This is a genomic window from Candidatus Palauibacter sp., from assembly GCF_965261555.1.
Taxonomy (GTDB): Bacteria; Gemmatimonadota; Gemmatimonadetes; order Palauibacterales; family Palauibacteraceae; genus Palauibacter.
This window is the reverse complement of the sequence record NZ_OZ253465.1, coordinates 173,204-199,820: the sequence shown is the minus strand read 5'-3', so window position 1 is coordinate 199,820 and position 26,617 is coordinate 173,204. Positions and strand designations below refer to the sequence as shown.

Sequence of the window (26,617 nt, the reverse complement as noted above, 5' to 3'; positions counted from 1 at the left end):
CCTCGGGTTGCTCCGGCGCTACTCCGCCACGGCGGGGCCGGGTCGGCCGTTCTTGCCGTCGACCTCCGCCTCGCGCACGACCACGAGGTCGATGAGCCCGTAGTCCCGCGCTTCCTCGGGGGACATGAAGCGGTCGCGGTCGACATCCTCGGCGATCCGATCGAGATCCTGCCCGGTGTGTTCGGCGAGGATCCCGTTCAGCCGCTCGCGGGCGTTGAGGATCTCCTTCGCCTGGATCTCGATGTCCGCCGCCGTCCCGTAGGAGCCGCCGGAAGGCTGGTGGATCATGATCCGCGCGTTCGGCAGCGAGCGCCGCCTGCCGGGCGTGCCGGCGGCGAGCAGGAACGCTCCCATCGACGCCGCCATCCCCATGCACATCGTCGCCACCGGGGCGTTCAGGAACTGCATCGTGTCGTAGATCGCGAGTCCCGCCTGGACGCTCCCCCCCGGCGAGTTGATGTAGATGTTGATCTCGCGCTCCGGGTTGTCCGCCTCCAGGAAGAGCAACTGGGCGATCACCACGTTCGCCACATCGTCGTTGATCGGAGCTCCGAGGAAGACGATCCGGTCCATGAGGAGACGCGAGAAGATGTCGTACGTGCGTTCCCCGCGGCTCGACCGTTCGATGACGTACGGTGCGAATATCGTGCTCAAGTCAGTCCCTCACGTGGTTTGCGAAGTCCATCAGCTCACGTCCGAGCCGTCGATCAGAAACCGGAACGCCTTGTCGATGGCGAAACGGCGGCGGAGCGGGTCGAGCTGCTTCTCCTTCGCGAGCTGCCGGCGCATCTCCACCAGGCTCTTGCCCCTCGCCTTCCCCAGTTCCGACAGGCGCTCGTCGAACTCCTCGCTCGACAGATCGAGTCCCTGATCCTCGATGAGTCGTTCGAGCACCAGATCCCGCTTTATCTGACGCTCCACCTGGGGGGTCACGGACTTGCGGGCCTCCTCGACCTGCCCGGGATCCGCTCCCTCGGGGGCGTCGATCACCCGGTCAAGATAACGCGACGTGAGACTCGGCGGCACCTCGAAGGCGTTGGCTTCGATCACCGCGTCGAGAAGTCGTTCGCCGACCTCCTCGTCCGCCTGACGTTCACCGCGCGCCAGGAGTTCCTTTTCGACCGCTTCACGAAATTCCGCCAGCGTCCCGAAATTGCCGATCTCGCTCGCGAATTCGTCCGTGAGCTCCGGCAGCTCGCTGGCACGGACCTCGTCGAGACGGATCTGCAGCGACCGGGTCGTTCCCGCGAGTTCCGCGGCCCCGAAATCATCCGGGTAGGAGACCGTGAACGTGCCTTCCTCGCCGGGCGCCAGCGCGAGGATCGCGTCCTCCACGTCCGGAATCGCGTAGCCCGCGCCCAGCTCGAACCGGTACGGTTTCTCCTCGGCGCCGTCGCCTCCCTCGCGTTCCCTGATGGCCACGGCGACGACATCGCCGCTCTGCGGCGCCCGGTCCACGGGCTGGAGCACGGCGTTTTCCTTGCGGATGTTCTCGATGACCTCATCGACGTCCGCGTCCTCGACGGCCACCTCGCGCCGCTTGACCCGGAACCCTCCGGTCCGCGCGAGTTCGACCACCGGCATCACCTCCACGTCGACGCGGAAGGAGAGCCGCTCCCCCGGCCGGTAATCCAGTTCGCTCACCACGGGTTCCCCGATGGTGGAGAGCTCGTGCCGCTGTACGGCGTTCCGGTACGCCCGGTTGACGAGCGCATCGACCGTCCGTTCGTCGATGAGGGGCCCGTAACGTTCCTCGATGATCCGCACCGGGACCTTCCCCTTCCGGAATCCCTTGATGCGGGTCGTCTTCCGGAGTCTGGCGGCTTCCCGGCGACGGGCCGCCGCTACCTGCGCGGGGTCCACGGACACATCGAGACGGCGCAGGTAGTCGTTCTCCCGCTTGATCGCGATGTCGAACGGATCCGTCGCGGTGGCTTGTGAATCGGCTGCGGTCAAGGTCGGTATGGCTCCCGCTCGTGCCCTGCTGCCTTCGAGTGGCGAAGTGCGAAAGGGGGGACTCGAACCCCCACGGCCAAGGGCCACCAGCTCCTAAGGCTGGCGCGTCTGCCAGTTCCGCCACTTTCGCGCGACTCCGCTCGGCCCGGCGCGGCGCCGGATCGGGCGGGAATCTCGGGACCGACTGGGGCAGGGGCAAGCAAGCGCCCGCCCCCGCCCGTTCGGCCCCGGCGGTTCAACGCTCCGGGATCACGACGCTCCGGAACCGGCTCAGCCGGCCCCCATCGGGCGTGGGGAAGCTGTACTGCAGGCTGAGGGCGTCCCCGGGCCCGAGTCCGGAGATGATTCGCTCGTAGTCGGCCGACGTGCGGATCTCCTCGCCGTTGATGTCGACGATGAGCGCGCCGGGAAGGATGCCCGCCCGTCCCGCCGCGCCCCGCGAATCGGCGTCGACGATGATGACGCCCGTGAATCCGGGATCGATCCGATACCGCGCATGGTCCCGCGCTTCCAGCTGGGCGTCATCCTGAACTTCGAGACCGAGGACGTCGCCCATCGCTTCAGGCGCTTCGGGGCGCGCCGCGATCCGGGGAGGCGAATCGTCCTCCGCCGGGATCAGGCGGACGCGCGCCTGATCGCGCTCGAGGGTGGCGCGCCGCACCACGTCCAGTTCCACCGTCTCCCCCGGCTCGAAGGCGCGGATCCGCCGCTGGAGTTCCGACACGCCGGAGACCGGTTGCCCCGCCACGCCCACGATGACGTCCCCGCCTTCGAGTCCGGCCAGCCGGGCGGGACTGTCATCGAAGGAAAAGGTCTGGATCTTCGCCCCCCCGACCCGATCGAGTCCGTAGAAGGCGGCGTCCGCTGCGTTCACGTCCGTGATCGAGACGCCGATGAGGGCCCGGCGGACCTCGCCGAACTCGATGAGATCGTCGACGACCTCCCGCGCGAGTTCGATCGGCACGGCGAAACCGTACCCCTGGTAGTTCCCGGACGTCGAGAGAATCGCGGTGTTGATGCCGATCACCTCCCCCGCGGCATTCACGAGCGGACCGCCCGAGTTGCCCCGGTTGATGACCGCGTCCGTCTGGATGAAGTCCTCGATCGCGAGAGGGGAGCTGTTCTGCAGAATCCGGATGTTTCGCCCCTTGGCGGAGACGATCCCCGCGGTCACCGAAGAGAGGAGCGGTCCCGCCTGCGGGCGGAAACCGGGGCTCCCGATGGCGAGCACCCATTCCCCGACCCCCGTCTGGTCGCTGGAGCCGATCGGCAGGACGGCGATGTCATCCACGTCGAGGCGAAGCAGAGCCACGTCCGTCTGCGGATCTCGCCCCACCAGTTCCACGTCCTCGAACACCCGTCCGTCGTGGAGTTCGATGTCGATGCGCTCGGCGCCCGCGACGACGTGATTGTTCGTGACCACGTAGCCGTCCTCGGAGACGATGAACCCGGATCCGCTCCAGGAGTCCCTTCGCACGGGCGGGTCGGCCTCGGGCGGCGCATCGTCGGGTGGGGGCTCATCGCCGGAGGGCGGCCGGACACCGGGTGGGAACTCGAAGCCGGGCGGGAACTCGAAGCCGGGGGGAAACCCGGGCGGGAAGTCGGCCGTGCTCACCTCCCGGACGGCCGTGAGGTAGATGGTCACGACGGCGGGAGCCACGCGCCGGGCCACTTCGGAGAAGCCGTCCTCCATCGTCACCGCGGCGCCCGAGGGGGCTCCGACTACCCACCCCGGATCGCTGTCCGTGTCCGCCGCGATCGAAACCGGGGTCAGGTCCAGCACCGAAGCCAACCCCACGCCGAACGCGAATGCGATCGCCGTGGCGATCAGCAGATTCAGTCGAGTACGCAACGATTCGCTCATCACTCTGTCTCCCTCATCACCGGCCGCGACTCCACGGCCGAAGATACCAATATAGCAGACCCGATTGGCGTTCCTTCAACTCCTGCACCGATGACGGCGGCGAGACCCGAGCCGTCACCCGGTGTGGTGCCGACACCACACCGGAACGCCGAACCATGGGATGAACGGCGCGCGACCCGGGGTTGCCCGTGGAAACGGGCCCCGGGTCGCGCCGTGCCAGACCGCGCCGGAGGGCTACTTGTCGTCGGACTCCTCGACGATCTCGTAATCCGCCTCGACGACTTCCTCTTCACCGGCGTCGTCCGCCTCCACCTCGACTTCGGCCTCTTCGTCGCCGGCGCCCGGCATGTCGCCCGGCGCGGCGTCGGCCCCCATCCCGGCCGCGGCGTACATCTTCTGCGCCGCCGCGCCGACCGCCTCCTGGATGGCGGTGCTCGCCGCGGCCACCTCCTCGGTGTCGTCCTGCTTGAGCGCGGCCCGTCCCCGCTCCAGCGTCTCCTCGATCGCGGACCGGTCCGCGTCGTCGAGCGACTCCTTCCAGTCTTCGAGGTTCTTCTCCGTCTGGTAGACGAGGGAGTCGAGCCGGTTGCGGGCTTCGACGGTCTCGCGACGCTCCTGGTCCTCCGCCGCGTGCGACTCCGCGTCCCTCACCATGCTCTCGATCTCGGCGTCGGAGAGCCCCGAAGACGCCTCGATGCGGATCTTCTGCTCCTTGCCCGTCGCCTTGTCCCTGGCGCTCACGTGCAGGATGCCGTTCGCGTCGATGTCGAAGGTGACCTCGACCTGGGGCACGCCGCGCGGCGCGGGCGGGATGCCGGTGAGCTGGAAGCGGCCGATCGTCTTGTTGCCGCTCGCCATCTTCCGCTCGCCCTGGAGCACGTGGATGTCGACGGTGTTCTGGTTGTCCTCCGCGGTCGAGAAGATCTCCGACTTCTTCGTGGGGATCGTCGTGTTGCGCTCGATGAGCGACGTCATGACGCCGCCCAGCGTCTCGATCCCGAGCGAGAGCGGGGTGACGTCGAGAAGGAGGACGTCCTTCACGTCGCCCCCGAGCACGCCGCCCTGGATCGCGGCCCCGATGCCCACGACCTCGTCCGGGTTCACGCCCCTGTGCGGGTCCTGCCCGAAGAAATCCTTCACGACGTCCTGGATCTTGGGGATCCGGGTCGAGCCGCCGACGAGAATCACCTCGTCGATCTCGTCCACCGAGAGACCGGCGTCCCCCAGCGCCTTCTCCATCGGCGGGATCGTGCGCTGGATCAGGTCGTCCACCAGCTGCTCGAACTTCGCCCGCGTGAGGGCGAGGTTGAGGTGCTTGGGTCCCGACGCGTCGGCGGTGATGAAGGGGAGGTTGATGTCGGTCTGCATCGTGGAGCTGAGCTCGATCTTCGCCTTCTCCGCCGCCTCCTTGAGGCGCTGCAGGGCCATCGGGTCTGCCGAGAGATCGATCCCCTGGTCCTTCTTGAACTCGTCCACGAGCCAGTTGATGAGGCGCTGGTCGAAGTCGTCTCCACCGAGATGCGTGTCGCCGTTGGTGGCCTTCACCTCGAACACGCCGTCCCCGAGTTCGAGCACGGAGATGTCGTAGGTGCCGCCGCCGAGGTCGAACACGGCGATCTTCTCGTCCGACTTCTTGTCGAGGCCGTACGCGAGCGCCGCCGCCGTGGGCTCGTTGATGATCCGGCGGACGGTGAGGCCGGCCACGCGGCCCGCGTCCTTCGTCGCCTGCCGCTGGGCGTCGTTGAAGTAGGCCGGGACCGTGATCACGGCCTCGGTCACTTCCTGTCCCAGGTAGTCCTCGGCGGTCTGCTTCATCTTCTGCAGCACCATGGCCGAGAGTTCGGGCGGCGTGAACGTCTTGTCCGCGTGCGCAATCCGCACCTGCACGCGGTCCTGGTTGTCGCCCTGGATGTCGTAGGTGACGAGCTTCATCTCCTCGCCCACCTCGGACCGCTTGCGGCCCATGAAGCGCTTGATCGAGGCGACGGTGTTGAGCGGGTTCGTGACGGCCTGCCGCTTGGCGACCTGCCCGACGAGCCGCTCTCCCTCCTTCGTGAAGGCGACCACCGAGGGCGTCGTGCGCGCGCCCTCCGCGCTCGGGATGACGACGGGGTCTCCACCTTCCATTACGGCGACGACCGAGTTCGTCGTCCCGAGATCGATTCCGATGATCTTGCCCATTGGTTTTCCTTGGCTTGTGCTTGTCCGCTGTTTCCGTCCCAGACCCGAGTCGCGCGGCGCGGCGCCTCGCTTCGCCTCCAGCAACGCGCCCGCGAACGCACAAACACATTGCAAGCGCCGTGCCGCGCCGCAGCCCGCCCGTAGGCCGTGTTTTCCGACAAAATGGCACTCGCCGGGGCCGTCGGCCGGCGCGGGGTGCCAAATTGGCATGGAAGCGTGCATGGCGTGGCGCGGAAGACGGGACGGGGTATGTTTCCGCCGTTCCCGTCGCCCCGAACCCCAGCCGGAGTGCGCCGATGTCCCAGCGTCGAGACCCACCCCGCTCCGCAGTGGCCGCGGCGGCCGCAACGGCCGCCCTCTGCGTCCTGCTGGCCGCGGGCGCGGCGCCGCTGGCGGCACAGGGACTCGAGGGGGTGGGCGGCGCGATCGACGAACCGTTCTTTTCCCGCCTCCTGCGGGGCCTTGTCGGGATCGCCTTCCTGCTCACGGCCGTGTGGCTCTGTTCCGCGCACCGGAAGTCGATCTCGTGGCCGCTCGTCGCAAAGGGGCTCGGGCTTCAGATCGTCTTCGCCCTCCTTGTCCTCAAGACCGGGATCGGGCGAGGCTTCTTCAGTGCGGTCAACGACGTGTTCGTCGCGCTCATCGGGTACACGAACGCCGGGTCGCGCTTCGTGTTCGGGTCGCTCGTCGATTACGGGACCCCGGTCGACGGGGGCGCGGGCGGCGTCGTGAACATCGGCGCGAATTTCGCCTTCAGCGTCCTGCCCACGATCATCTTCTTCTCCTCTCTCATGGCCCTCGCCTATCACCTGGGGTTCATGCAGCGCGTCGTGCGCGGCGTGGCGTGGGCGATGCAGCGGACCCTCGGGACGAGCGGCGCGGAGACGACCTCGGCGGCCGGCAACATCTTCGTCGGCCAGACGGAGGCGCCTCTCCTCATCCGGCCCTTCGTGGACCGCATGACGATGTCGGAACTCAACACGGTCATGACGGGAGGGTTCGCGACCGTGGCGGGCGGAGCGCTGGCCGCCTACGTCGCGATCCTCGTGGGCGTGTTCCCGGGTATCGCCGGACACCTCCTGGCGGCGAGCATCATGGCGGCGCCGGCGGGGATCGTGGTGAGCAAGATGCTGATGCCCGAGACGGAAGAACCCGAGACGCGCGGCACGCTGGACATCGACCCGCCGCAGGCGCACGCGAACGTGATCGACGCGGCGGCCGGAGGAGCGGGGGACGGGCTGAAGCTCGCCCTGAACGTGGGGGCCATGCTCCTCGCCTTCCTCGCCATCATCGCCATGGGGAACGGCATCATCGGCTGGGTGACGGGACTGTTCGGCGTGGAGGGGATCACGCTCGAGCGGATCTTCGGCTGGGTCTTCGCCCCCGTGGCCTGGCTCATCGGAGTCCCGTGGGCCGACGCGATCGACGTCGGGACGCTGTTCGGGGTGAAGATGGTCGCGAACGAGTTCCTCGCCTTCACGAACCTCGGGGCCGGCCTCGGCGGCGACCTTCAGCTCTCGAACAAGTCGCTCATCATCTGCACGTACGCACTGACGGGATTCGCGAACTTCAGCTCGATCGCGATCCAGATCGGGGGCATCGGCGGGATCGCGCCCGGCCGCCGCGAGGACCTGTCGAAGCTCGGCCTGCGGGCGATGCTCGGGGGGACGGTCGCGACCTGGATGACGGCGACGCTGGCCGGAGTCCTCGCGTGACCCGCGCCGCCGACATCCGGGCCGGCGTCGAAGCGGCGGCTGAGGCGCTGCGGGCCCGCATCGGGGACCGGCTGGACGGTGCCATGCCGCACGTCGTGATCACGATGGGCTCCGGACTCGGCGGCCTCGGCGAGGAGATCGAGGATCCGGTGCGGGTGCCGTACGTGGATCTTCCCGGCTGGCCGCGTCCCACGGTGATCGGGCACGCCGGGCACGCATTGATCGGGACGCTCGGCGGCCGACCCGTGCTGGGCCTCAGCGGCCGCGTCCACCTCTACGAGGGCGGCCCGCCGGACCGCGTCGTCTTCTACGTGCGGGTCGCGGCGGCGCTGGGGATCCCGGTACTCTTCCTCTCGAACGCGGCCGGGGCGATCCGGGAGGGCTGGCACCCCGGCGAACTGATGCTGATCTCGGACCACCTGAACCTGACCGGCACGAGCCCGCTCATCGGCCCCGTCGTGGGGACGGAGAGCCGCTTCCCCGACCTGACGTTCGCCTACGACCGCGAACTGCGCACGATCGTGCGCGAAACCGCGGCCGAACTGGGCCACACGCTCCACGAAGGCGTCTACGCGGCGATGCACGGCCCCGCCTTCGAGACGCCCGCCGAGATCCGCATGCTCCGGATGCTGGGCGCCGACGCCGTCGGTATGTCCACGGTGCCGGAGGTCATCGCGGCCCGCGCCCTCGGCATGCGCTGCGTCGCCATCTCCTGCCTCACGAACTACGCCGCGGGAGTCCTCGACGAACCGCTGAATCACGAGGAAGTCCTCGAGACGACAAAACTCGCCCAAGCCGGATTCCAGCGCCTCGTCGCCGAGTCGATCCGCCGGTTCCCGTAACCCCTCGAACGTCCTTGCGGGCGTGAGCGGTTGAAGCGTGCGTGCCTCGTTCTCGAGTTGGATTCGCGGAGTCGATCCAACGGTGCATTGGTAACGACCACCAAAGCCATTTTTTCTTCCTGGCCTCGGACATCGAGGTTCCTGATCGATTGCCATAAAGAGTCTTACGATTCGGCTACGAGGTGACATCCGACGATCACGCACCAGCCGATCCGCTCGACCCGAACGAAGTTTCGCCCTTGAGCGGGCCATTAACTAGTAGAGGGTGGAGATACATCGAGGACGCGGGCGCTCTCGCGTTCCTGTTCAAGAGAGGTCGCGATGATCCTTGTGGTCGCGGACACGCTTCAGACAGCCCAAGAGGTATGCCGAGCCGCGGGCCCGGATGCCCGCGTGGCGGTCGCGAACGGAGCGCTCACTCGCCTCGATGCGGTGGTCGATGCGGTGGTGGTCGCGAGCCCCGGCCGCGTTCGGCCCGAGCAAGTCGACCTATTGGCCAGGCTCGAGCGCGAGCGGCCGTGGGTGCCGGTCGTTCTGGTGACGGATCCCGATCCCGAGTTGGCCAAGCGATTGCTTCGCGTGCGGGCGGCGTCGCTGGTCGGGTATTCCGAACTGCGGACACATCTGCGATCTCGCCTCGATGCCGTGCGAGCGACGTGGGGCCTGTGGACTCTGGCCGACACGTTCGAGCGCTCCTCACTGTCTCCCGCCCTCGGGAAGGCGCTCGTTCTTGCGGCGCGGCATGCCGCCGACCGGCCATTCCGCAACGCGCGGGAACTGGCCGAAGCCGTGGGGTACGCGCCCGTCACGCTGTTCCGGCAGTTCGGGGCTCGCGCGAACGGCGCGACGACCCTGAAGGCGTTCATCGGCGGTCTCTCGGTGCTCAGGGTGTACGAGCTTCGCCGGTTGGGCCTGATCTGGAAACGCGTGGAGCGCCGCACGGGACTTGGACGGCGCACCATGGTCCGAAGAACAAAGACATGGCCGGGCTGCACGCCGCGCGAGCTGGAGCGGATGGCCCCGGACCGGCTGTTCGCCGCGTTCACCGCGGAACACGTTCGGCCCGTTCTCCCGGCCGGATCGGACGGAGTGTCCACTCTGGATCAAGAGTAAACGGTTTGAGCCAAATTGATACTGTTTGTGTTCTAGATGCAGGTCCCGGGAACCGCCAGTTTCCCATGCCAGAGTCGTCGTCGAGTCGAATCTCCAGATAGGAGGACGAACGCATGCCGGAGCTCAAGGTCAGGAAGGGCGTGGCCTCCGATGCGACGCTCCGCGGACGCTACAATCGAGCATCTGTTGGCTGTAGGTAGATGCCCAGAGTTCCGGCCTGTGATCCACCGCTACGGCGTCTTCAAGCTGGTTGGTTCACGCGGTCGGGTGTGTGTCAGCCCGATTCTCGGGCGGAAGGCGCGTTGTCTCGTCAGGGCCTTTCGCCCTTCGGCATCGTCCCCATGGCCGCGGGCTTTTGCTGCGATCGCTGATGGCTGCGGATCGTGTTCGTCAGCCCGCAGGGGAACTCAGATTGCTGCCCGTGAGTGCATGCGAAGTTATTCCTCGCAGCCGTCACCACCGCGTCCCGGAATTGTTTCGGGGCTTATCGTTCCCAACCTAGGAGGAAAAAATGTCCGTAGGAACGAAGCTTCCGTCGTCTCCCGCTGCGCGTCGCATCATCCAGGTCGTTTGTCTGCTCGTGATTCTGGGCGGAACCGTACTGGCTAGTCGGACGTCTGCAAGTACCGCCGGCGGTTGCCAGCGGATCTGTGCGACCTTCTGCCCCAACAGCATGGAGACGTATTGCAAGAATGTAGGCTGCGGCGAGAGCGGATCGTGCGAAAGCAGGGCCTGCGTCCTGCCGGGCTATCAGCTCGCCAAGACGATCCGATGTGCCTCCCCGGGCGGCGGGGGAAGTGGTGGCGGCGACCTTTATTGATCTGACCGCCGTATTCGCGCACCTTGCTTCGGCTGTGCTGCTTTCTCGCAGCGCAGCCGAAGCGCCACTGTGTTCGCCGGGCAAGAGCTTCTTTCCGCAACCAAATGGGGATTGCCATGTCGCATAGTTGCCGATCCGCGAGACGTGACCAGCTCTTGACCATCCTGCTCGCGATTTGCGCCTTGGCGACGGTTGTCATCGTCGGATACCGTCTCGTGTTCGCCCCAGCTCGTGGCCCAAGCCATCAGCCCGACAATCCTTCGATGGTTTTCGAAACTGGATGGGAGAGCGCGCGCGATGAAGGTTTCCTCCTCTTCGAGACTCGCGACGTTAGCGGGGGAGGCCGGCCGCCGGTCGATGTCGTCGTGTTCATGGATTCGGAGTGTCCGTTCTGCGCACTATTTCACGAGACCGTGCAGAAGATCGCGACCGATACGCTGCCGGTTCGCGTCTTCTATGTGAACCACCCGCTCGATTATCATGAGCACTCCACGCCCGGGGCGCGCGCTGCGGACTGCGCGCACGAACTGGGGTTCTTTCGGGAGTGGATCGACTCGGTATACCGGAATCAGCAGTCTCTTGGCTTGATGGGATGGGGCACGTTGGCCATTGAGGCGGGGATTCGCGACACGGCTCGGATCTCGCACTGTGCGCGAGAGGAAGGAACTACGCGAGATGAGCGCATCGCGACGACACTCAAACTCGGTCAGCAGCTTGGCGTGGAAGGCACCCCGACCGTATTGGTCAATGGCTGGCGATACGGGACGCCCCCCTCTGAGAGCCAGCTAAGAACCACGATTGCAGAGATGGTGGCGGACCGATGGACTCGAGCCCTGCCGATGTTGGCGAGCAAGGCGATCTCCGCTGAGGTGAAACCGGTATGGACGATTGATGGTGTCGGCCAAGCGGGGTTGCTTCCCTGGCGCTTGGACGACGTGGCCATCGGCGAGGCTGGTGAAGTCTATGTGGCGCAACCGTGGGATCTCCGCATAATGCGCCTCGATTCCAGTGGCGAAGTGCTGTGGCAGGCCGGGGGTCGAGGCGAGGGGCCCGGCGAATTTTCGGCAATCTCGGCGGTCGGAGTTTTGGATGATACGGTCTTCGTCAGTGACTCCGACCAGGGACGGGTGAGCCTGTTCTCGACGGACGGACACTTTCTGGCTACACGACGCTTGGCGGCGAAGCTGGAAATGCAATCCGTTCGCGATGGACTATTCATCACTGGCGGTTGGCCCGTGGTCCTTCTCGAGGGTGGACACGCCATAGCTGAACCGCACCTCTTGGGCGCGCCAGCATTGCCAGAAGCGGGTGTCCAGCAGGAGCATTCTCGCATCCCTCTGTTGAGAATCGATTCGCTCGGCATGGTCATTGATACCGTGGCGTGGAGGGAAGTCTCCGGAGCTATCGTTGGGATAGTGCGGGGGAACCGGCTGTTTCAGGTACAGGCACCATACGAAGGTTTCTCGAAGACGGCGGTCATGCCGAACGGCCAAGGCGCGATCATCGCTCGCTGGACAGATCCCGCCGAGGGGCTGGTTACAATAACACGGAGGGACATGAAGGGAGACACGGTGTTCCACCGCGCCTACGGCTACGAGCCGGTTCCGCTGACCAGGCGCGCGATCGAGCGAACGCTACAAGAGTTGAGCGTATTCCCCACCGGGGAGCAGGAAGCACCCGAAGGGCCGGAGTTTGAACAAGCCTTGCGAGAGGGAGGGCTGATTCCGGCGACGCTCCCTCCGATCACGGCTCTGGCAGTCGGCCGCGACGGTTCGGTCTGGCTAAGGCGCGAGGACCGTGGCGAGGAGAACGTAGTGTGGACTGTCCTGTCCCCGTCTGGCGAGGTTCAAGACGTCGTGGCGCTTCCACGTCGGCAACGAGTCGCGGCTGCGACGCGCAGCTTCTTCATCGCCGTCGAAGAAAACGCCTTTGGCGTTCCATCGGTGATCCGCTATGACCGTTAGCTTAAGTTGCGGCGATATACGACCGCGAACTACGCATGATCGTGCCCGAAGCGGCGGTCGAACTGAGCCACATGCTCCACGAGGCGTCTACACGGCGATACCCGGCCCGACCCTCGAGACCCGAGGTCGCCCCCTCGTCGTGTTGGACACGGCGGGCACGATCCGCGACACGCTGGCGTTGTTATCGATGCAGGTCTCCGTGGAGATCACGGCTGGCGTCGCAGAGGGTGGCGTACCGGCAGAGTGAGACGAGCGCGATTCGAAGCGCCACGGCACAACTGCGATTGTAGAAGAAAGACAGGCCAGCGAATGAGCGGGAAGCCCATTATGAGGAGCATTCTTCTGGGATACGCGCTGGCGCTCGGTGCCGCTCCGGTATCCGGTCCGGTCGCGGGCCAGGTCCCGGAGCGGACGCTCAAGCATGGCGTCATGATCGGAAGCGTCGACGATCCGGTTTACGGACTGACAAGGGTCGGCGGGGTGCTCGCCGATGCCGAGCGCGTGTTCGTGCTGCTGCCGGAGGACGCTACAGTACGGGTTTTCTCACGGGGCGGCGCCCGCTACATCGGGAAGAGGTTCGATCGTTCGCCCAAGGACTTCACGGCGGGATGCCGGATTCGTTCCGTTCCCGCGTATCGTCAGGGACTTTGGCGCGAGCTTTCCTGCAGCAGATCCCTCGCCCCGCCGAGACGGCGGTAGATGCAATGACCGCGAGCGAGGCCGGGACGGTCTGGTTTCGCGCAAGTGCGCGTGCGCCGCGCGATGCCGAGCGGTGGGCCGCATATCGATTTGACGATGGGTTCATCGGGTCCGTGGATCTGCCCCCCGCTCACGCTCTGCTGACCGCAACCGGAGGTATGCTATGGACGGTGAGCCGCGACGAGCTCGACCTTCCTGCGATTACGGGCTGGCGTCCTGCGTGGCCGGCCGGGCGAGATCGGAGAGACTGATGGTTCGCGGAACGATGTTCACGGCCCGGACTCCCCGCTCCCTGACGGCGGCGATCTTCGTCCCGGTGTGCCTGGCGTTCGGGGGCGGCGGCGCATGGGGACAGGAGGCGGGCGACTGCGGGGACGGAGTCGAACTGGCCGTAACCGTCTCGGACCAGTCCGGCAGCATCCCTCTGCCAGGGGCCACGGTGATCATCGAGTGGGGTGACGCGGCCGCGCCGCCCGTTCGGGCGTCCACGCGGGCCGATGGCTCGCTCCTCCTTTGCGTGCCGCGTGCTGCCGAGCGCGCCGCCGTGCGGGCGGAGCTGGGCGACCATTCGAGCGGCGAAGCGTCCGTCCTGTTCGAGCCGGGGGTGGCGCGCGAGGTCGTCCTCCGCATCCCGCTCGATGTTGCGACCACGGCTCCGAGTACCCCGGGCCGGCCGGGGCGCCTCATCGGCTCGGTGCGCGACGCCCTGACGGATGATCCCGTCCATGTGGTGATCGTTTCACTGGCCGGCCAGCCCAGGTCGGTCGACACGGGCCGTCAGGGCCGGTTCGTGATGAGCGGCGTGCCCGCCGGCACGCATGTGCTGGAGACCCGGCGGATCGGCTACGCGCCGCTCCGGCACGTGGTCTCGGTAGAGGAGGGTCGTACGACGGAAGTCGGCATCGCCCTTGTCCCGGCGCCGCTGGAGATGGAGCCCCTGGTGACCACGGTGGTCCGGTCGCGCCGCCTCGAGATCAAGGGGTTCTACGAGCGAAAACGATGGGGTGAGCTTCTCGGACTCGGAACGTACATCACGGAGGACTACATCGAACTCTGGCGTCCGAGGGAAGTCGCCCACCTGGTCAGCATGCTGGCCCCGGGCATTTCGGTGGACCGCAACGGGCGCATGATCAACCGAAGATCCTCCTGCCCCATGACAAACTACCTCGACGGAGTGCGTGTTGAGAGGTTCCTTGGCTGGGTGAAACCGCACGAGGTCGCAGGGATCGAAGTGTACAAGGGCGCCGCCTCGCTACCCGCGGAATTCGGGGGCCCGACAGGACAGTGCGGCGTGGTCGTGGTCTGGACGAAGTAGCTCCGCGAGGGTCGTCCGGCGGCGCCTGCATCGGTTGACGGCGCGCTCATCGTCCCGAAGCCGGCGTATGAAGTCACGGACTCCGAGGGCCGGGACGTTGGGAACACGAGCGTCGGGGAGATGGCCTGCGGATGTTTCAATCCCGGTCGGCGAATACCGTGGCCCAATGGAGGGATACCTCGGTGACGGATACCGCGAACTGACGGTTGAAGCGGCGCTGTTCTTCGGGCGAGAAACTGCCCAGCGCTCGTCCGAAGTTCGGAATCTGCGACGTGAACGCTTCGATCTCGTCTTCGCCGATGCCCTCGGCGAGCCGACGGACCGTTGCCTTCATTTCATGCTTCAGAGGCGGAGGCGCCGACTCGTAGAGTCGGGCGACGGTCAGTTCCATCGCGAGCCAGTCCACCCAGTCCGCGAAGGAAATCGTCGGCGTCATCTCAGGTGGCCCTGCAACAAGAAGCGTCCGACCCACGGCGTGGGGTCGGGGCCCGTGGCGTACAGCCACGTGTCGGAGGCATCCACGGTGATGGCCTCCGCGGCTCGGTCCAGGTGCAGCGTCTTCACGTAGTTGCCATCCCATGTGTAGACCTGCACGTGCGTCGTGGCCCACGGAGTGCCGGGCCCATCCACGCTCCGCCCGGAGAAGAGGCCGTAAACGTAGCGCTCCGTACCCACCAGATCCGTGAATCCGTAGCGCGCCTCCGGTCCGAGGGACATAACGGCCCTCCCACCCCGTGACCGGCCTTGCCGCCACACCGGCTGAAAGGCGCCGGACACGGCGGCATGAGCGATCAGAGTGCCATCGTAGTCGATGATGTCGAGCAGACCCCCAAGAAGCGTCCCCGCCGCCAGGAGGTGTCCGGCAGGGTTTGCGACGACTCGGCTTTCGTACGCCTGCAGGAGCGTCATGCCCGGCGCTTCGACCCCCGAGGGAAAACCAAGAATCGTGCGATCGTAGCTCCGATCCGCCCGGTACCGAGCTACCCGCCCCCCCGTGATCCAGCCACCCGCGAACCACTGGCCGTTTGGGGCGCGTACCAGTGACCCGGCGTTCGGTCCGTCCATGCGGAACGTCTCCGGTGCGACGACGGATCCCGCTTCAATCTCGCTCACGGACAGCCACGTCAGGCGTTGGTGGACGCCGTCCAGGATCCACACCGCGTCCGGCGAGTCGGGCGCGGGCACGATCTGCTCCGGGTCCTTGAACTCCCCCGGCCCGTCCCCACGTTTTCCGTAGGATCCCAGACGCTCCACGCTTTGAGGGTGGAACACGTGCACGCTTGGATCGAGCAGCGCGTCGATTCCGACGAGACGGTCACCTGCCAGTGCCAGATCTATGATCCAGCCCAGGGAATCGTCCGAGTACACCGCATCAGGAACGAGGGTTGCCGGGGCCGGGGCCGCGCGAGGCTCGCCACCACGTCCGCCGAGCAACGCAAGTGCGCAGATCGTCACCCCGGCCACGGCCCCGACGGTCCACCTACGCAATCCGGTGCTCAGTCCGCGAGAGGCTCATCGCACCGCGGCATGAGGTTCGGGAATTGCATGTCGGGACAGAAGCAGTCGGCCAGCGACAACCTTCCACAACCCCCTTCCGCGCATGCGGCCGTCGACAATTCAACGCCGAGACTTGCGTTGGCCCCGGTCGTAACGGGGATGATCGCGGCAGTGAGTCCGATCACGGCGGCTGCCAGGAGGCGCTTTCGAGTCATGTGTCCGTTTCCTTTCGGTCTGGTGCGACATCGGAAGACGCGACCGTTCGCGTCGAGAGCACGAATAGAATGCGGAGAGTCGTCTCCAGATCCTCCCCGCGGTGGCGGAGCCTGCCACTCGGATCCAGGACGAAGTACTGCACCTGGCGCCACGCGCGCAGACTGTCCCACGCCTCGTATCCCACGTCGTGATGGAACCTCGGGCTGGACAGGCTGGAGTCGGGCTGTTCCGGTTCAGCGGGAGCCGGCCTCTGAGCAATCAGGAGGGTCCCCACGCCGGCTGCGCGTAACTCGTTGGAGTTCACGTCGAGAAGGGCCAATGCGTCATCCGGCACGAAGTCTGGCCGATAGGCTTGGACCACCAGGAAGAGGCTGTCGCCAACCACCTCGCGGAGCGTCGTCTCTTCGCCGGTTGCCGATCGCACGCGTGCTTCGAGGTCGACGTACTCTTCGAGCAGTGCGGCCGTGACGCGGTCGTACATGGTCGTCCGAGCCGCCGCGAGTTGCTCCTCCGAAGGCTCGGGGAGGGCCGGCGATCCGTCGGAGACCGGACGGGAGTTCAGGGGGGCCACCGGATCCACGCGGGAAAGTGCCAGCAACTCGCCGGCGCGGAGATCCGACCCGGCGGCGCGGAGGATCTCGGCGGCTTCCTGAAAGATGTGGGGACTCCACGTCTCCCCGACCGACCGCTCTGCTGCCGCCACCGCGTCCGCCAACTGCCCGCGGGCGAGGCGGAGACGGGCGAGGTAGAGGTTGAGTCGCGCACGGTGCCGGCTCACTTCGGCCCGGAAGTTCCGACGTGACTGATCGAGCGGCCGCTCGGGCCCCATCTCATCGCGGCTGTCGTCAAGACGATCGAGGATCCACGCTTCGGCGATCGGCCACAGGACAGGCACCCCCATCATGTCCGCGGCTATTTCAGTGTCGTAGCTAAGGTCGCGGAACACGGAGGTCCGGGAGTGGCGGTCCAACCAGCTCCTGGTCAGGACGGGATCTGCGAGCTGGAGCGAGAGTCGGAAGCCGACCTGGGCGGTCGCCGGCGCCCCCGTCCTCGCCCAGCTCTCCTCAAGATCCTCCAACTTCCTCGGAGCCGTCATGGGAGAACGGACAATCGACTGCAGGTGCGCCATGGCCGCCGCTCCGTGTTGCGGGTACCGACGCACCAGCTGGTCCGACCAGTAGCTCGCCAGGTCGGGCCGGTCGAGGAGCGCTGCGTAGCGTTGGAGGGCGTCGAGTTCCACGGGGCCCGGATTTCCTTCCCGGGCGGCGCCATCCAGTTCCGTCAGACGAAGCGCGTGCTGGCGGAGGAGTGCGGTGCGTGACGCGGCTGGAATTGCGCTCTGCGCGAACAACAACTGCCGGACCCGGAACTCGGGCTGCCCGGGGAACTGCAAGGCGGCTTCCTCCGCGACTGCGGCGGCCCGGGAGACGCTGAACGCAGAGGTCGCCAGCAGTTGGTAGCGTCGCGCCTGCAACGTCGGTCGGCCCCCGGGATCCGCTTCGACGTATTCCCAGAGCCGACCGAAGTTGCTGTCGATGTAATTTCCGTCCAGGTCTTCAACGGTGGCGACGGCGTAGACGGTACCGGACGGCAGGGCCACGGTGCCGGCGAAAACGTTGGATCCTTCGCGGGAGATTTCTGCTGTGCGGTACCCCGGGTCGGTCTGCGCGAAGCGGAGCGAATCGGGAACCCAGTAGCGCAACCGCGCCCGGAGAGCACGTTCCTCTGCGAAGGGTGAGACCGTCTCGTAACGGAGTGTGAGCGCGTCCGGCGCTTCCCCTTCGAAGCTCAATCTGCTCGAGCCGGCCATGGCCCGGTCGGACCCAAGGGTCAACGCGGCGATTGCCGCGATGAGCACCAACAGACAGATCCCCGCCGCAAGAAGCAGACTTCGCGAGAACGCGATGAGCCTCGGCTGCGGTACGGTCGCGGGGCCAACCGTGGCACTCTTCGGCTCCTTCCGGAAGATCTCGTCGAACAGAGCTTCCGGTGGCCTCGGCGAGGGGATCGTCCGGATTGCGTGCCCCAGGTCACGAATGAACTGGACTTCTTCGCGACACGCCGCGCACGATTGAAGGTGTGAGCGGACACGGCGGGCGGCACGTCCTTTCAATTCGCCGTCAGCGAAACGGTTTAGAGCCTGATCGTCCGGATGCTCTCCCGTCTTGTCAGAAAACACCTCTCATCTCCTTATTCATCGGCCAGCATGGCACGGAGCTCTATCCGCGCCCTGCATAGCCGCGCGCGCGAAGCGGCACGCGATATTCCCAGCAGCTTGCCGATCTCCCGGTGGGAATAGCCCTGGAATTCCTTAAGCACGATCACGGACCTGTATCCCTCCGGGAGCGAAGACAGTGCACGTTCAAGCATGATGAAATCCAAGAGGGGCGTTCCAACGGACGCCTCATCGACCCGATCATCGGGCATCGATACTTCGCCACGCCGCCTTTCCCGCCGGATCTGCGAGAGGGCCGCGCGAACCGTCACAGCGTGCAGCCACGGTCTGAGCGGGCGGTGACGGGCGTAGCCCCGAAGGGCAGCGGGAAGCCGACCGAACATACTGTGCACGACATCGTACGCATCAGCCGACGATCCGGTCAGACGACGCGCAATGTCGTACAACTCGTCGGAATACTCCCTGTACAGGCACTCCAGAGCCTCGCGATCGCCGCGTCCCGCCTCGTCGGCCAGTCGCCGCTCCTGCTCGGACGTCAGCAAGTCAAGTCGCCCGCCATGGATTCCTTCCGCCGCTTGATGACGTAAACTCCCATCTTGTATATGCCGCGAAACCGCCAAACGTTACACACCTACCCGTTCGTTCCCATGGAGAGGCCGTATTGGCGGTATCTCTACGTTCTCCAGGACCGCCGTTTTCCGCCCTTGCGGATCGCAAGGCCCAGCTTCCTGGAGTCGAATCCCGATTGACGGAGAGCCCATCGCGGGGTAGGCGTCAGTACATGACTCTCGGATCCCGGGCACTGACCTCACTCCTTGCCGCCACGGTCGCCGGTTGCGGCCGGCCGGGATCCCCCGCGTGTGAAGTCGTGGACCCCGACGGTCGGACCGTGACGAACACGGGCGTCGGGACCTGGCCCGCCGAGCTTTCCTGGCGTGAGGTGTGGCGTGCCGGAGGCTCCGAGGAAACGGAGGAACTGATCTTTCCGGCTGACGTCGCCGTAGGCCCCGACGGATCGGTGGCCATCGCGGACTGGGGCCTCGCCGAAGTCGTCGTGGTCGACCCCGATGGAGAGTGGCTGGGGCCGGTCATGACACGGGGCCAAGGCCCGGGCGAGGTCCAGGCCCCGGCAGCGGTGACCTGGGTCGATGCCAACACCCTCCTCGTCCTGGACCTCGGCACGAATCGGCTGACTTCACTCGACCTGGCGTCGCGTTCGAGCAGCGTGACGGCGGTCGATCCGGCGTTGCTCATGCCGGCGGTCATGTCCGGCGAGGTCGGGTTCCTCTCCCTCCAGCCGGACCAGAGCGTGTGGATCGAATCCCCCGGGCCGGTGGAGGATGGCTGGGAGGAGCGGTCCTTCGTGCGCTGGTCTCCCGACGCGGCCGCGCATGACACCGTGGCACGATCCCGCGTGAGGGTGCCCTCGGGCGTGGCACTCGCCGCCTGGCCGCGATCGCTGCTCGGTGTCGGTGCGGAGACCCGGGTCGTCTCCGACCCGGACGGGCGTTACGAACTGGAGGTCTTCGACCGGGACGGCACGAGCCTCGTGCGGTTCTGTCATCCGGGGGAACCGCTCCCGCTCTCGCCTGCCGAGCGCGGGGAGGAGCTGGATGAGGAGCTGCCCGACGCGTGGCGGAGCACCCTCGGCGAAGCCCTGGCCGAAGCCGGCGAGCCCCCGCTACCGGCCGTCATCTCCCGCATCGTCGTCGATGTGGACGGACGGATCTGGGTGCAGCGGGACCGCCCCGCCCCCCCCGGAGCAGCCGGCCCACATGGAGCCCCGGGAGCCATGCACGACGTGTTCCTATCGTCCGGGCGATTCCTCGGCTCGATCCGCCTTCCGGAGGATCAACGGTTGCTGGAGGCGAGAGGGCGCAGGGTCTGGGCCCTCCACACGGCAGCCTCGACGAATCCTCCATCGTCGCCCTCGACATCGAAGGACTCTGAGGTCCCGCGCCGGATCATCGCCACACGGCTTGTCCCCATGGCGATGAAGTCGCGCACGAACGCCCTAACGAGTGATGTAGAGCTCCTGGCGAGCTGCGCGTGATCGATCCAGCGGTGCACCGGTAACGACCACCACAGCTCTTTTTCTTCTTCGCGTCGGACATAGAAGTTCATAAGCCATTGTCATGCAGCCTGTTACGAACAGAGAACGACACGAACTCCGACGATGGTGCGCGAGCGGGTCGACGGGCTCACGTAACGGTTCGCCCTCTCCCGGCATATGGAGATGTAGGCGCCGGAGATGCATCGAAGGCGCGAGGACAGCCGCGTTCCCTATGCAGGAGGCCGCCATGATCCTTGTGGTCGCGGACACGCTTCAGACAGCCCAGGAGGTATGCGGAGCCGCGGGCCCGGATGCCCGCGTGGCGGACGCGACCGGAGCGTTCGCCAGCTTCGACCAGCAGATCGAGGCGGTGGTCGTCGCTTGTGGTGGCCGGGTTCGGCCCGATCAGGTCGACGTCCTGGTCAGGCTCGAGCGGGAGCGGCCGTGGGTGCCGGTCGTTCTGGTGACAGGTCCCGATCCCGAGTTGGCCAGGCGATTGCTTCGCGTGCGTGCGGCGTCGCTGGTCTGGTATGCCGAACTGCGGACACATCTGCGACCTCGCCTCGATGCCGTGCGAGCGACGTGGGGCCTGTGGAGTCTGGCCGACACGCTCGAGCGCTCCTCACTGCCTCCCGCCCTCGGGAAGGCTCTGGTTCTTGCCGCGCGGCATGCCGCCGACCGGCCGTTCCGCAGCGCGCAGGAACTGGCCGAAGCCGTGGGGTACGCGCGCGTCACGCTGTTCCGGCAGTTCGGGGCTCGCACGAACGGGGCGACGACCCTGAAGGCGTTCATCGGCGGTCTCTCGGTGCTCAGGGTGTACGAGCTTCGCCGGTCGGGCCTGATCTGGAAACGCGTGGAGCGCCGCACGGGGCTTGGACGGACCACCATGGCCCGAAGAACAAAGACATGGCCGGGCTGCACGCCGCGCGAGCTGGAGCGGATGGCCCCGGAGCGGCTGTTCGCGGCGTTCACCGCGGAACACGTCCGCCCCATTCTCCCGGCCGGATCGGACGGAGTATCCACTCTGGATCAAGAGTAAACGGTTTGAGCCAAATTGATACTGTTTCCTTGCTGGTTGCGGCCACCCGGGGAAGCCAGTTTATCGTTCGCGAGAAACCCGGTTTTCATCGTAGCCGAGTGACGCTCATGGCGGCACGAAAATTCTCCAGGACGGTGCTGGACTGGACCCTGCTCGGGCTGGTGCTTGGCGGCACGATCCTGGTTTGGAACATGGCCTCGTCGAACCGCGAGCTTGCGGCGACGCTGCAGGTGACGAGTCCCCTTGCCGAGCGGTCGAGCGTCCGGGATCGCCTGGTCGGAACTTCGGTGTTCCTGTCCTCATTCGATCTCGCAAGGTCGGATACGACGGATGCTCACCTGCTCTGGATCGTTGACCTCGCCCGGTGCCGAACCTGCCTGGATGGCGGGGTCGCCGTGTGGAATGCCCTTGGGGACGATACGTCGTTGAAGCGTCACGTCGTGGTGTTTGGTGGCGACGAGGTGCCTCAGGATGCGCGCCGGGCGTTGCGCGGCACGACGTTCATTGCAGCGTCGAGGCAAGACATGGACACCGCATTCGGCCCGCTTCTCCCGAACACGAAGCTTCTCGTTGATCACACTGGAGTCGTACTGATGGCCGATTCCAGAACCGCCGCCTCGGATTGTAGCTGGAGCTTCGAGGCGCAGGTTGGTGCTTTGCGCGGGACTCTCGCCACCAGCCTCATCCGCAGCTGATTCCTGAATCTGTAAGGAGGGACAACATGGACAAGTTGGCACTGCTCACACGTATCGCCACCGTGCTAGCGGTAGCCTTCATCTTCGCCGTTGCATCTACGACCGTGGGTCCAGCGGCGTTGGGTGGACAGGAAGGCATCGACCCGTGCGTCGAGGCGTGGGAAGAGGAACTTGGCCCGTGCGTGGAGCTGGCGCATGACTACAAGGGGCAATGCGAGGGCTCGTCGTGCTGGACGGCGGAAGAGTGGTGCTGCCTCCCGGAACTAGTCGTTGTCATTCAATAGGCTGTTGACTGCTCTCCGCCAGCGGGTGTGGTTGTCCCGCCATGCGGTAATAGTGACGGTTTCGGTAATCGCGGCATGCGACGCGGTGCCGGATCCCGCACAGCCAGCGGTCGGAGTCGCGCTTGACAGTGTGTTCGATACCACGGTTGTCGCGCTCGAGGAGAGTGCGCGGGATTCGATCGCCGTGCCCGGTATCTTTCAGGAACGTGCGGAAGGTGGCTTCCTCCTGAGCGACGGACAGCTCCCCCGCGTCCGGAGCTACGACGCCCAAGGGCGGCTCGAGGCGGCCTTCGGACGATTTGGAGCGGGCCCGTTCGAGTTCCAGAGCATCGATGGTCTGGCGGAGACCGCGTCCGGACGAGTAGCCGTAGTTGATGGTCGCCAGGCTCGATTGACGTGGCTTACCGGAGACCTGCGGCCGGATACTACGAAGCGGCTACCCGGAGTTCCCTCACGGGTCAAGACCTTGGACGACGATCTTCTGCTCGAGATGAGGCTTGCCAGCGAATCGGGAGGGGACGATCCACGATCACGCTTCTATCGTCGCCCCCTAATGCTGCATCGCCTCGCAGAGGATGAACTGACGTGGAGTTCATTCATGTGGCCGTTCCTTCCGGCGGAGAGACCCTATTGGAATTCGATCGCGCGCCTCTCGTTCGATTTGGCGGGCGATTCCATCTATATGGCGTTTTCGCTGCGCTATCCGGTGGCGATTCTGAACACGGCAGGTGACTCGATCGGAGAGATCGGTGTTCCCCCCGCGGCGTTCGAACTGGTTCCCGTATTCGAGTCGGGCGCCTTCTCGCCAGCTGGGTTCGCCACGCAGGTGTCGGACCTGCTTGGGGGGCGCACCACGATCTCGCACCTCGCCGTAGTGGGTTCCCGCCTCGTCGTTGTGCACGGCAGTTTCGGTTACCCGAAGTCCGGTGGACCTTTCGGGGCGTACCATTCCTCCCTCGACATCTACGACCGGCACACCGGCCGCAAGCTCTACGAGGACGTGCCGTTGCCGGAGAACTCCCGGGTTCTGGGTGGCGGTCGGCACCTGTACCTCCTCGCTGACACCCGTTTCCCGCCTTGGCGGATCGCAAGGCTCAGCTTCCGCAGGGAGAATCCCGATTGACGATTGAACTGATGCGACGGGGCTCGGACGGAGAAGCACACAGTGGAGTCGCAACTCCCGTACGCTTGCGCCGGTACGTACCGGCGCAAGCTTGGGGAATCTTGCGCTGGGGCCGGAACCAAGGCCTATCGAGTTCGGAGAGGAGGTAGGAACATGTGGTGTTACGCACAGATCATCCGCGTCGCCACCCTGCTGGCGGCGGTCTTCATCCTCGCGGTTGCTCCAATGGCGATCGGTTCAGCGGTGCTGGACGGACCGCCGAGCGGGAATGCGTGCCCGGAGGAGTCGGAGGAGGACTTGGGTCCGTGCGTGCACATGCAGCACGTCTACTTGGGGAACTGTCAAGGCTCGACGTGCTTTACGGCATACGAGTGGTGTTGCCTACCGGAACTCATTATCATCGAATAGGAGCGCAAGCACGAGGACGAACTATCCGCGGGGGGAGTTTCTGCGCCCCAATCGTCCTACAGAGAGTATCGGCTGGTTTCGGCTTCCCGCCACCTCGCGGGTGTCCTACGCGAACCGGACCGAGGTCTGGGTCGTGGAGACGGACGCGCTCGACATCCCGTACGTGGTGCGCTACGACATCGTGCCGTAGCGCACCACGCCGTCCGCTCCGCGATCAGGTCAGATCGTAGCGGTCGAGGTTCATCACCTTGTTCCAGGCGGCGACGAAGTCGCGCACGAACGCCTCCTTCCCGTCGTCGCACCCGTAGACCTCCGCGAGGGCCCGGAGTTCGGAGTTCGAACCGAACACCAGGTCCACCTCGGTCGCTGTCCACCTGACGTCGCCGGAAGCCGAGTCCCGGCCCTCGAAGGCGCCATCTGCGGCCGCCCGCCACTCGGTGCTCATGTCGAGCAGGTTCACGAAGAAGTCGTTCGTCAGCGCGCCCGGCCGGTCCGTGAACACGCCGTGCGCGGACTGCCCGGTGTTCGCGTTGAGGACGCGCATGCCACCGACCAGCGCCGTCAGCTCCGGCGCGGTCAGCGTGAGGAGGAAGGCCCGCTCCACGAGCTGCTCGGCTGCGGACGCTCCGTTCCCGTCCCTGACGTAGTTGCGGAATCCGTCCGCGGCGGGCTCGAGCACGGCGAACGAATCCGCGTCCGTCCACTCCTCCGAAGTGTCGGTGCGCCCCGGTGCGAACGGCACCCGCACGTCGTGCCCGGCAGCGCGCGCCGCCTGCTCGACGCCCGCGCACCCGGCGAGGACGATGAGGTCGGCGAGGGAGACCCGCTTCCCATCCGCCTGCGCGTCGTTGAACTCCGCCTGGATCCCCTCCAGGGTTTGGAGCGCCTCCGCCAGCTCCGCCGGATCGTTCGCCTCCCAGTCCTTCTGCGGCGCGAGGCGGACGCGCCCCCCGTTCGCTCCGCCGCGCTTGTCGGTGCCGCGGAACGTGGCCGCCGAGGCCCAGGCCGTCGCAACCAGCCGCGATACGGACAGGCCCGAGGCGAGGACCCTGGCCTTGAGATCCGCGATGTCCCGCTCATCGATCAGCTCGTGGTCGACGCCGGGCACCGGGTCCTGCCACAGCTGCGGCTCCGTCGGGACCAGCGGTCCGAGGTACCGGCTGCGCGGCCCCATGTCGCGGTGGAGCAGCTTGAACCACGCCTTGGCGAAGGCGTCCTCGAGCTCCGCGGGGTTCTCGAGGAAGCGCTTCGAGATCGCCGCGTAGACGGGATCCTCGCGCAGGGAGAGGTCCGTCGTGAGCATCATGGGGGCGTGCTTCTTCGAAGGGTCGTGCGCGTCCGGCACCGTGGCCGTTTCCGATGCGTTGACCGGCACATACTGCGACTTCCCGGCGGGACTCTTCGTCAGCTCCCACTCGTGGTCGTGCAGGTTCTCCATGAAGTTGTTGTCCCACCGCGTGGGCTCGGTGGTCCAGGCGCCCTCCAGGCCGCTGGTGATCGTGTCGCCGGCCTTGCCGCTGCCGTAGCTGCTGTGCCAGCCGAACCCCTGCGCCTCCAGGCCGGCGCCCTCCGGTTCGGTGCCGACGTGGGACTCGGGGCCGGCGCCGTGCGCCTTGCCGAAGGTGTGGCCGCCGGCGATGAGCGCGACCGTCTCCTCGTCGTTCATCGCCATGCGCGCGAAGGTCGTGCGGATGAACTTCGCGGCGGCTGCGGGGTCCGGGTTCCCCCCCGGCCCCTCCGGGTTCACGTAGATGAGGCCCATGTGGTCGGCGCCGAGGCCTTCGTGCAACTCGCCGTCATCGTCGTGGCGTTCGTCCCCGAGCCATTCGGTCTCGGACCCCCAGTCCGTCTCGTCGGCCTCCCACACGTCCGGACGGCCGAAGCCGAACCCGAACGTCCTGAACCCCATGGACTCCAGGGCGCAGTTGCCGGCGAAGATGATGAGGTCGGCCCACGAGAGGTTGCGGCCGTACTTCTGCTTGATCGGCCAAAGCAGCCGGCGCGACTTGTCCAGGTTTCCGTTGTCGGGCCAGCTGTTCAGCGGCGCGAAGCGCTGGTGGCCCGAGCCGCCGCCGCCGCGGCCGTCGGTGATGCGGTACGTGCCCGCGGCGTGCCACGTCATGCGGATGAAGAGCGGTCCGTAATGGCCGTAGTCCGCCGGCCACCACTCCTGCGATGTCGTCATTACCTCCTCGACGTCCCGTCGCAGCTCCTCTACGTCGACGTTCTTGAACGCCTCCGCGTAGTTGAAGTCCCCGCCCATCGGGTCCGAGGCGGGGGAGTTCTGCCGAAGGGCCTTCAGGCTCAGCTGGTTCGGCCACCAGGTTTCGTTCGTCGTCATGGATTTCTCCAAATGGTCAGCGTCAGATCGACAATTCGTTCACGGTAGCGGGCCGCACGCTGCGGAATGAAGCGGCGCCCGGCTGCGGAATAAGGTAGCGTCCGGCCGTGTGCAAGGGGATCTGCTCAAGACCGCGTCATGGACATCGCCGTCCTCATAATGGAGGATGGCGGCCGCGGGAGGCGTTCGCTCGCCCGTGCGAGGAGAGTGCGCGATATTCAAGCCATGACCAAGGCACCGGAACCGAGCGTCTCGCCCAATCCCGCAACGTCGCCCAGCCCTCCTGTTCGCAGCGCGGGGGGCGCCGCCGTGGTGC

At 66.4% G+C, this 26,617-nt stretch carries 20 protein-coding genes, 1 tRNA gene and 1 pseudogene; 11 read left to right on the top strand and 11 right to left on the bottom strand.

The features are described 5' to 3' along the window. Positions 1-18: 18 nt before the first annotated feature. From ACQY5G_RS00795 to dnaK, 5 genes are all read right to left on the bottom strand, one after another. Positions 19-654, bottom strand: coding sequence for an ATP-dependent Clp protease proteolytic subunit (locus tag ACQY5G_RS00795; RefSeq protein ID WP_428276088.1), 636 nt, complete (start codon positions 652-654; stop codon positions 19-21). 30 nt (positions 655-684) lie between these two features. Next, positions 685-1,956 carry a trigger factor gene (tig, locus tag ACQY5G_RS00790; RefSeq protein WP_428276086.1) on the bottom strand — a complete coding sequence of 424 codons (1,272 nt, stop codon included), beginning with the start codon at positions 1,954-1,956 and terminating at the stop codon, positions 685-687. A 47-nt stretch (positions 1,957-2,003) separates the two neighbouring features. Then, a tRNA-Leu gene (locus tag ACQY5G_RS00785) sits at positions 2,004-2,086 on the bottom strand. 105 nt (positions 2,087-2,191) lie between these two features. Continuing rightward, positions 2,192-3,820 (bottom strand): trypsin-like peptidase domain-containing protein, encoded by a 1,629-nt coding sequence (locus tag ACQY5G_RS00780; RefSeq protein ID WP_428276084.1) that lies wholly within the window; start codon positions 3,818-3,820, stop codon positions 2,192-2,194. Between the two features lie 234 nt (positions 3,821-4,054). Next, the gene (gene dnaK, locus ACQY5G_RS00775; RefSeq protein WP_428276082.1) at positions 4,055-6,001 is read right to left on the bottom strand and encodes a molecular chaperone DnaK; all 1,947 of its coding nucleotides are present in this window, start codon (positions 5,999-6,001) and stop codon (positions 4,055-4,057) included. A gap of 296 nt (positions 6,002-6,297) precedes the next feature. On the opposite strand from dnaK, the gene ACQY5G_RS00770 reads away from it, so the two are divergent. The 6 genes from ACQY5G_RS00770 to ACQY5G_RS00745 all read left to right on the top strand — a co-directional run bounded on the left by ACQY5G_RS00770 (position 6,298) and on the right by ACQY5G_RS00745 (position 14,469). Beyond that, positions 6,298-7,716 (top strand): NupC/NupG family nucleoside CNT transporter, encoded by a 1,419-nt coding sequence (locus ACQY5G_RS00770; RefSeq protein WP_428276080.1) that lies wholly within the window; start codon positions 6,298-6,300, stop codon positions 7,714-7,716. Beyond that, entirely contained in the window at positions 7,713-8,558 is an 846-nt protein-coding gene (locus tag ACQY5G_RS00765; RefSeq protein ID WP_428276078.1) for a purine-nucleoside phosphorylase, read from the top strand. The genes ACQY5G_RS00770 and ACQY5G_RS00765 overlap by 4 nt, the downstream gene beginning before the upstream one ends. 393 nt (positions 8,559-8,951) lie before the next feature. Continuing rightward, complete coding sequence (locus tag ACQY5G_RS00760; protein ID WP_428276076.1) at positions 8,952-9,671, top strand: hypothetical protein; 720 nt, start codon at positions 8,952-8,954, stop codon at positions 9,669-9,671. 975 nt (positions 9,672-10,646) lie between these two features. Further along, complete coding sequence (locus ACQY5G_RS00755; protein WP_428276074.1) at positions 10,647-12,455, top strand: thioredoxin domain-containing protein; 1,809 nt, start codon at positions 10,647-10,649, stop codon at positions 12,453-12,455. Positions 12,456-12,782: 327 nt separating this feature from the next. Then, the gene (locus tag ACQY5G_RS00750; RefSeq protein ID WP_428276073.1) at positions 12,783-13,154 is read left to right on the top strand and encodes a hypothetical protein; all 372 of its coding nucleotides are present in this window, start codon (positions 12,783-12,785) and stop codon (positions 13,152-13,154) included. A gap of 250 nt (positions 13,155-13,404) precedes the next feature. Further along, positions 13,405-14,469, top strand: a complete 1,065-nt coding sequence (locus tag ACQY5G_RS00745; RefSeq protein ID WP_428276071.1) for a carboxypeptidase regulatory-like domain-containing protein — start codon at positions 13,405-13,407, stop codon at positions 14,467-14,469. A 136-nt stretch (positions 14,470-14,605) separates the two neighbouring features. Here ACQY5G_RS00745 and ACQY5G_RS00740 read toward each other — a convergent pair whose 3' ends face one another. From ACQY5G_RS00740 to ACQY5G_RS00720, 5 genes and pseudogenes are all read right to left on the bottom strand, one after another. Then, positions 14,606-14,905: a hypothetical protein gene (locus tag ACQY5G_RS00740; RefSeq protein ID WP_428276069.1), complete on the bottom strand. Its 300-nt coding sequence runs from the start codon at positions 14,903-14,905 to the stop codon at positions 14,606-14,608. After that, the gene (locus ACQY5G_RS00735) at positions 14,902-15,837 is read right to left on the bottom strand and encodes a BF3164 family lipoprotein (RefSeq protein WP_428276067.1); all 936 of its coding nucleotides are present in this window, start codon (positions 15,835-15,837) and stop codon (positions 14,902-14,904) included. The genes ACQY5G_RS00740 and ACQY5G_RS00735 overlap by 4 nt, the downstream gene beginning before the upstream one ends. A gap of 340 nt (positions 15,838-16,177) precedes the next feature. Continuing rightward, positions 16,178-18,040, bottom strand: a complete 1,863-nt coding sequence (locus ACQY5G_RS00730) for a hypothetical protein (protein WP_428278726.1) — start codon at positions 18,038-18,040, stop codon at positions 16,178-16,180. A 237-nt stretch (positions 18,041-18,277) separates the two neighbouring features. Then, positions 18,278-18,361 (bottom strand): annotated as a pseudogene (locus ACQY5G_RS00725) (hypothetical protein); the annotation flags it as partial. A gap of 11 nt (positions 18,362-18,372) precedes the next feature. Next, positions 18,373-18,900: an RNA polymerase sigma factor gene (locus ACQY5G_RS00720; RefSeq protein ID WP_428276065.1), complete on the bottom strand. Its 528-nt coding sequence runs from the start codon at positions 18,898-18,900 to the stop codon at positions 18,373-18,375. Between the two features lie 239 nt (positions 18,901-19,139). Between ACQY5G_RS00720 and ACQY5G_RS00715 the strand changes: the two genes are divergently transcribed. The 5 genes from ACQY5G_RS00715 (at position 19,140) to ACQY5G_RS00695 (ending at position 23,960) form a co-directional block, all read left to right on the top strand. Continuing rightward, positions 19,140-20,411 (top strand): hypothetical protein, encoded by a 1,272-nt coding sequence (locus tag ACQY5G_RS00715; RefSeq protein WP_428276063.1) that lies wholly within the window; start codon positions 19,140-19,142, stop codon positions 20,409-20,411. A gap of 247 nt (positions 20,412-20,658) precedes the next feature. Then, positions 20,659-21,450, top strand: a complete 792-nt coding sequence (locus ACQY5G_RS00710) for a hypothetical protein (protein ID WP_428276061.1) — start codon at positions 20,659-20,661, stop codon at positions 21,448-21,450. Between the two features lie 5 nt (positions 21,451-21,455). Further along, on the top strand, positions 21,456-22,145 hold the full coding sequence (locus tag ACQY5G_RS00705; RefSeq protein ID WP_428276059.1) for a hypothetical protein: 690 nt from the start codon (positions 21,456-21,458) through the stop codon (positions 22,143-22,145). 270 nt (positions 22,146-22,415) lie between these two features. Continuing rightward, positions 22,416-23,552: a hypothetical protein gene (locus tag ACQY5G_RS00700; protein ID WP_428276057.1), complete on the top strand. Its 1,137-nt coding sequence runs from the start codon at positions 22,416-22,418 to the stop codon at positions 23,550-23,552. Between the two features lie 153 nt (positions 23,553-23,705). Then, on the top strand, positions 23,706-23,960 hold the full coding sequence (locus tag ACQY5G_RS00695) for a hypothetical protein (protein ID WP_428276055.1): 255 nt from the start codon (positions 23,706-23,708) through the stop codon (positions 23,958-23,960). A gap of 214 nt (positions 23,961-24,174) precedes the next feature. On the opposite strand, the gene katG is transcribed toward ACQY5G_RS00695, so the two are convergent. Next, complete coding sequence (gene katG / locus ACQY5G_RS00690; RefSeq protein ID WP_428276053.1) at positions 24,175-26,301, bottom strand: catalase/peroxidase HPI; 2,127 nt, start codon at positions 26,299-26,301, stop codon at positions 24,175-24,177. Between the last annotated feature and the right edge of the window lie 316 nt (positions 26,302-26,617).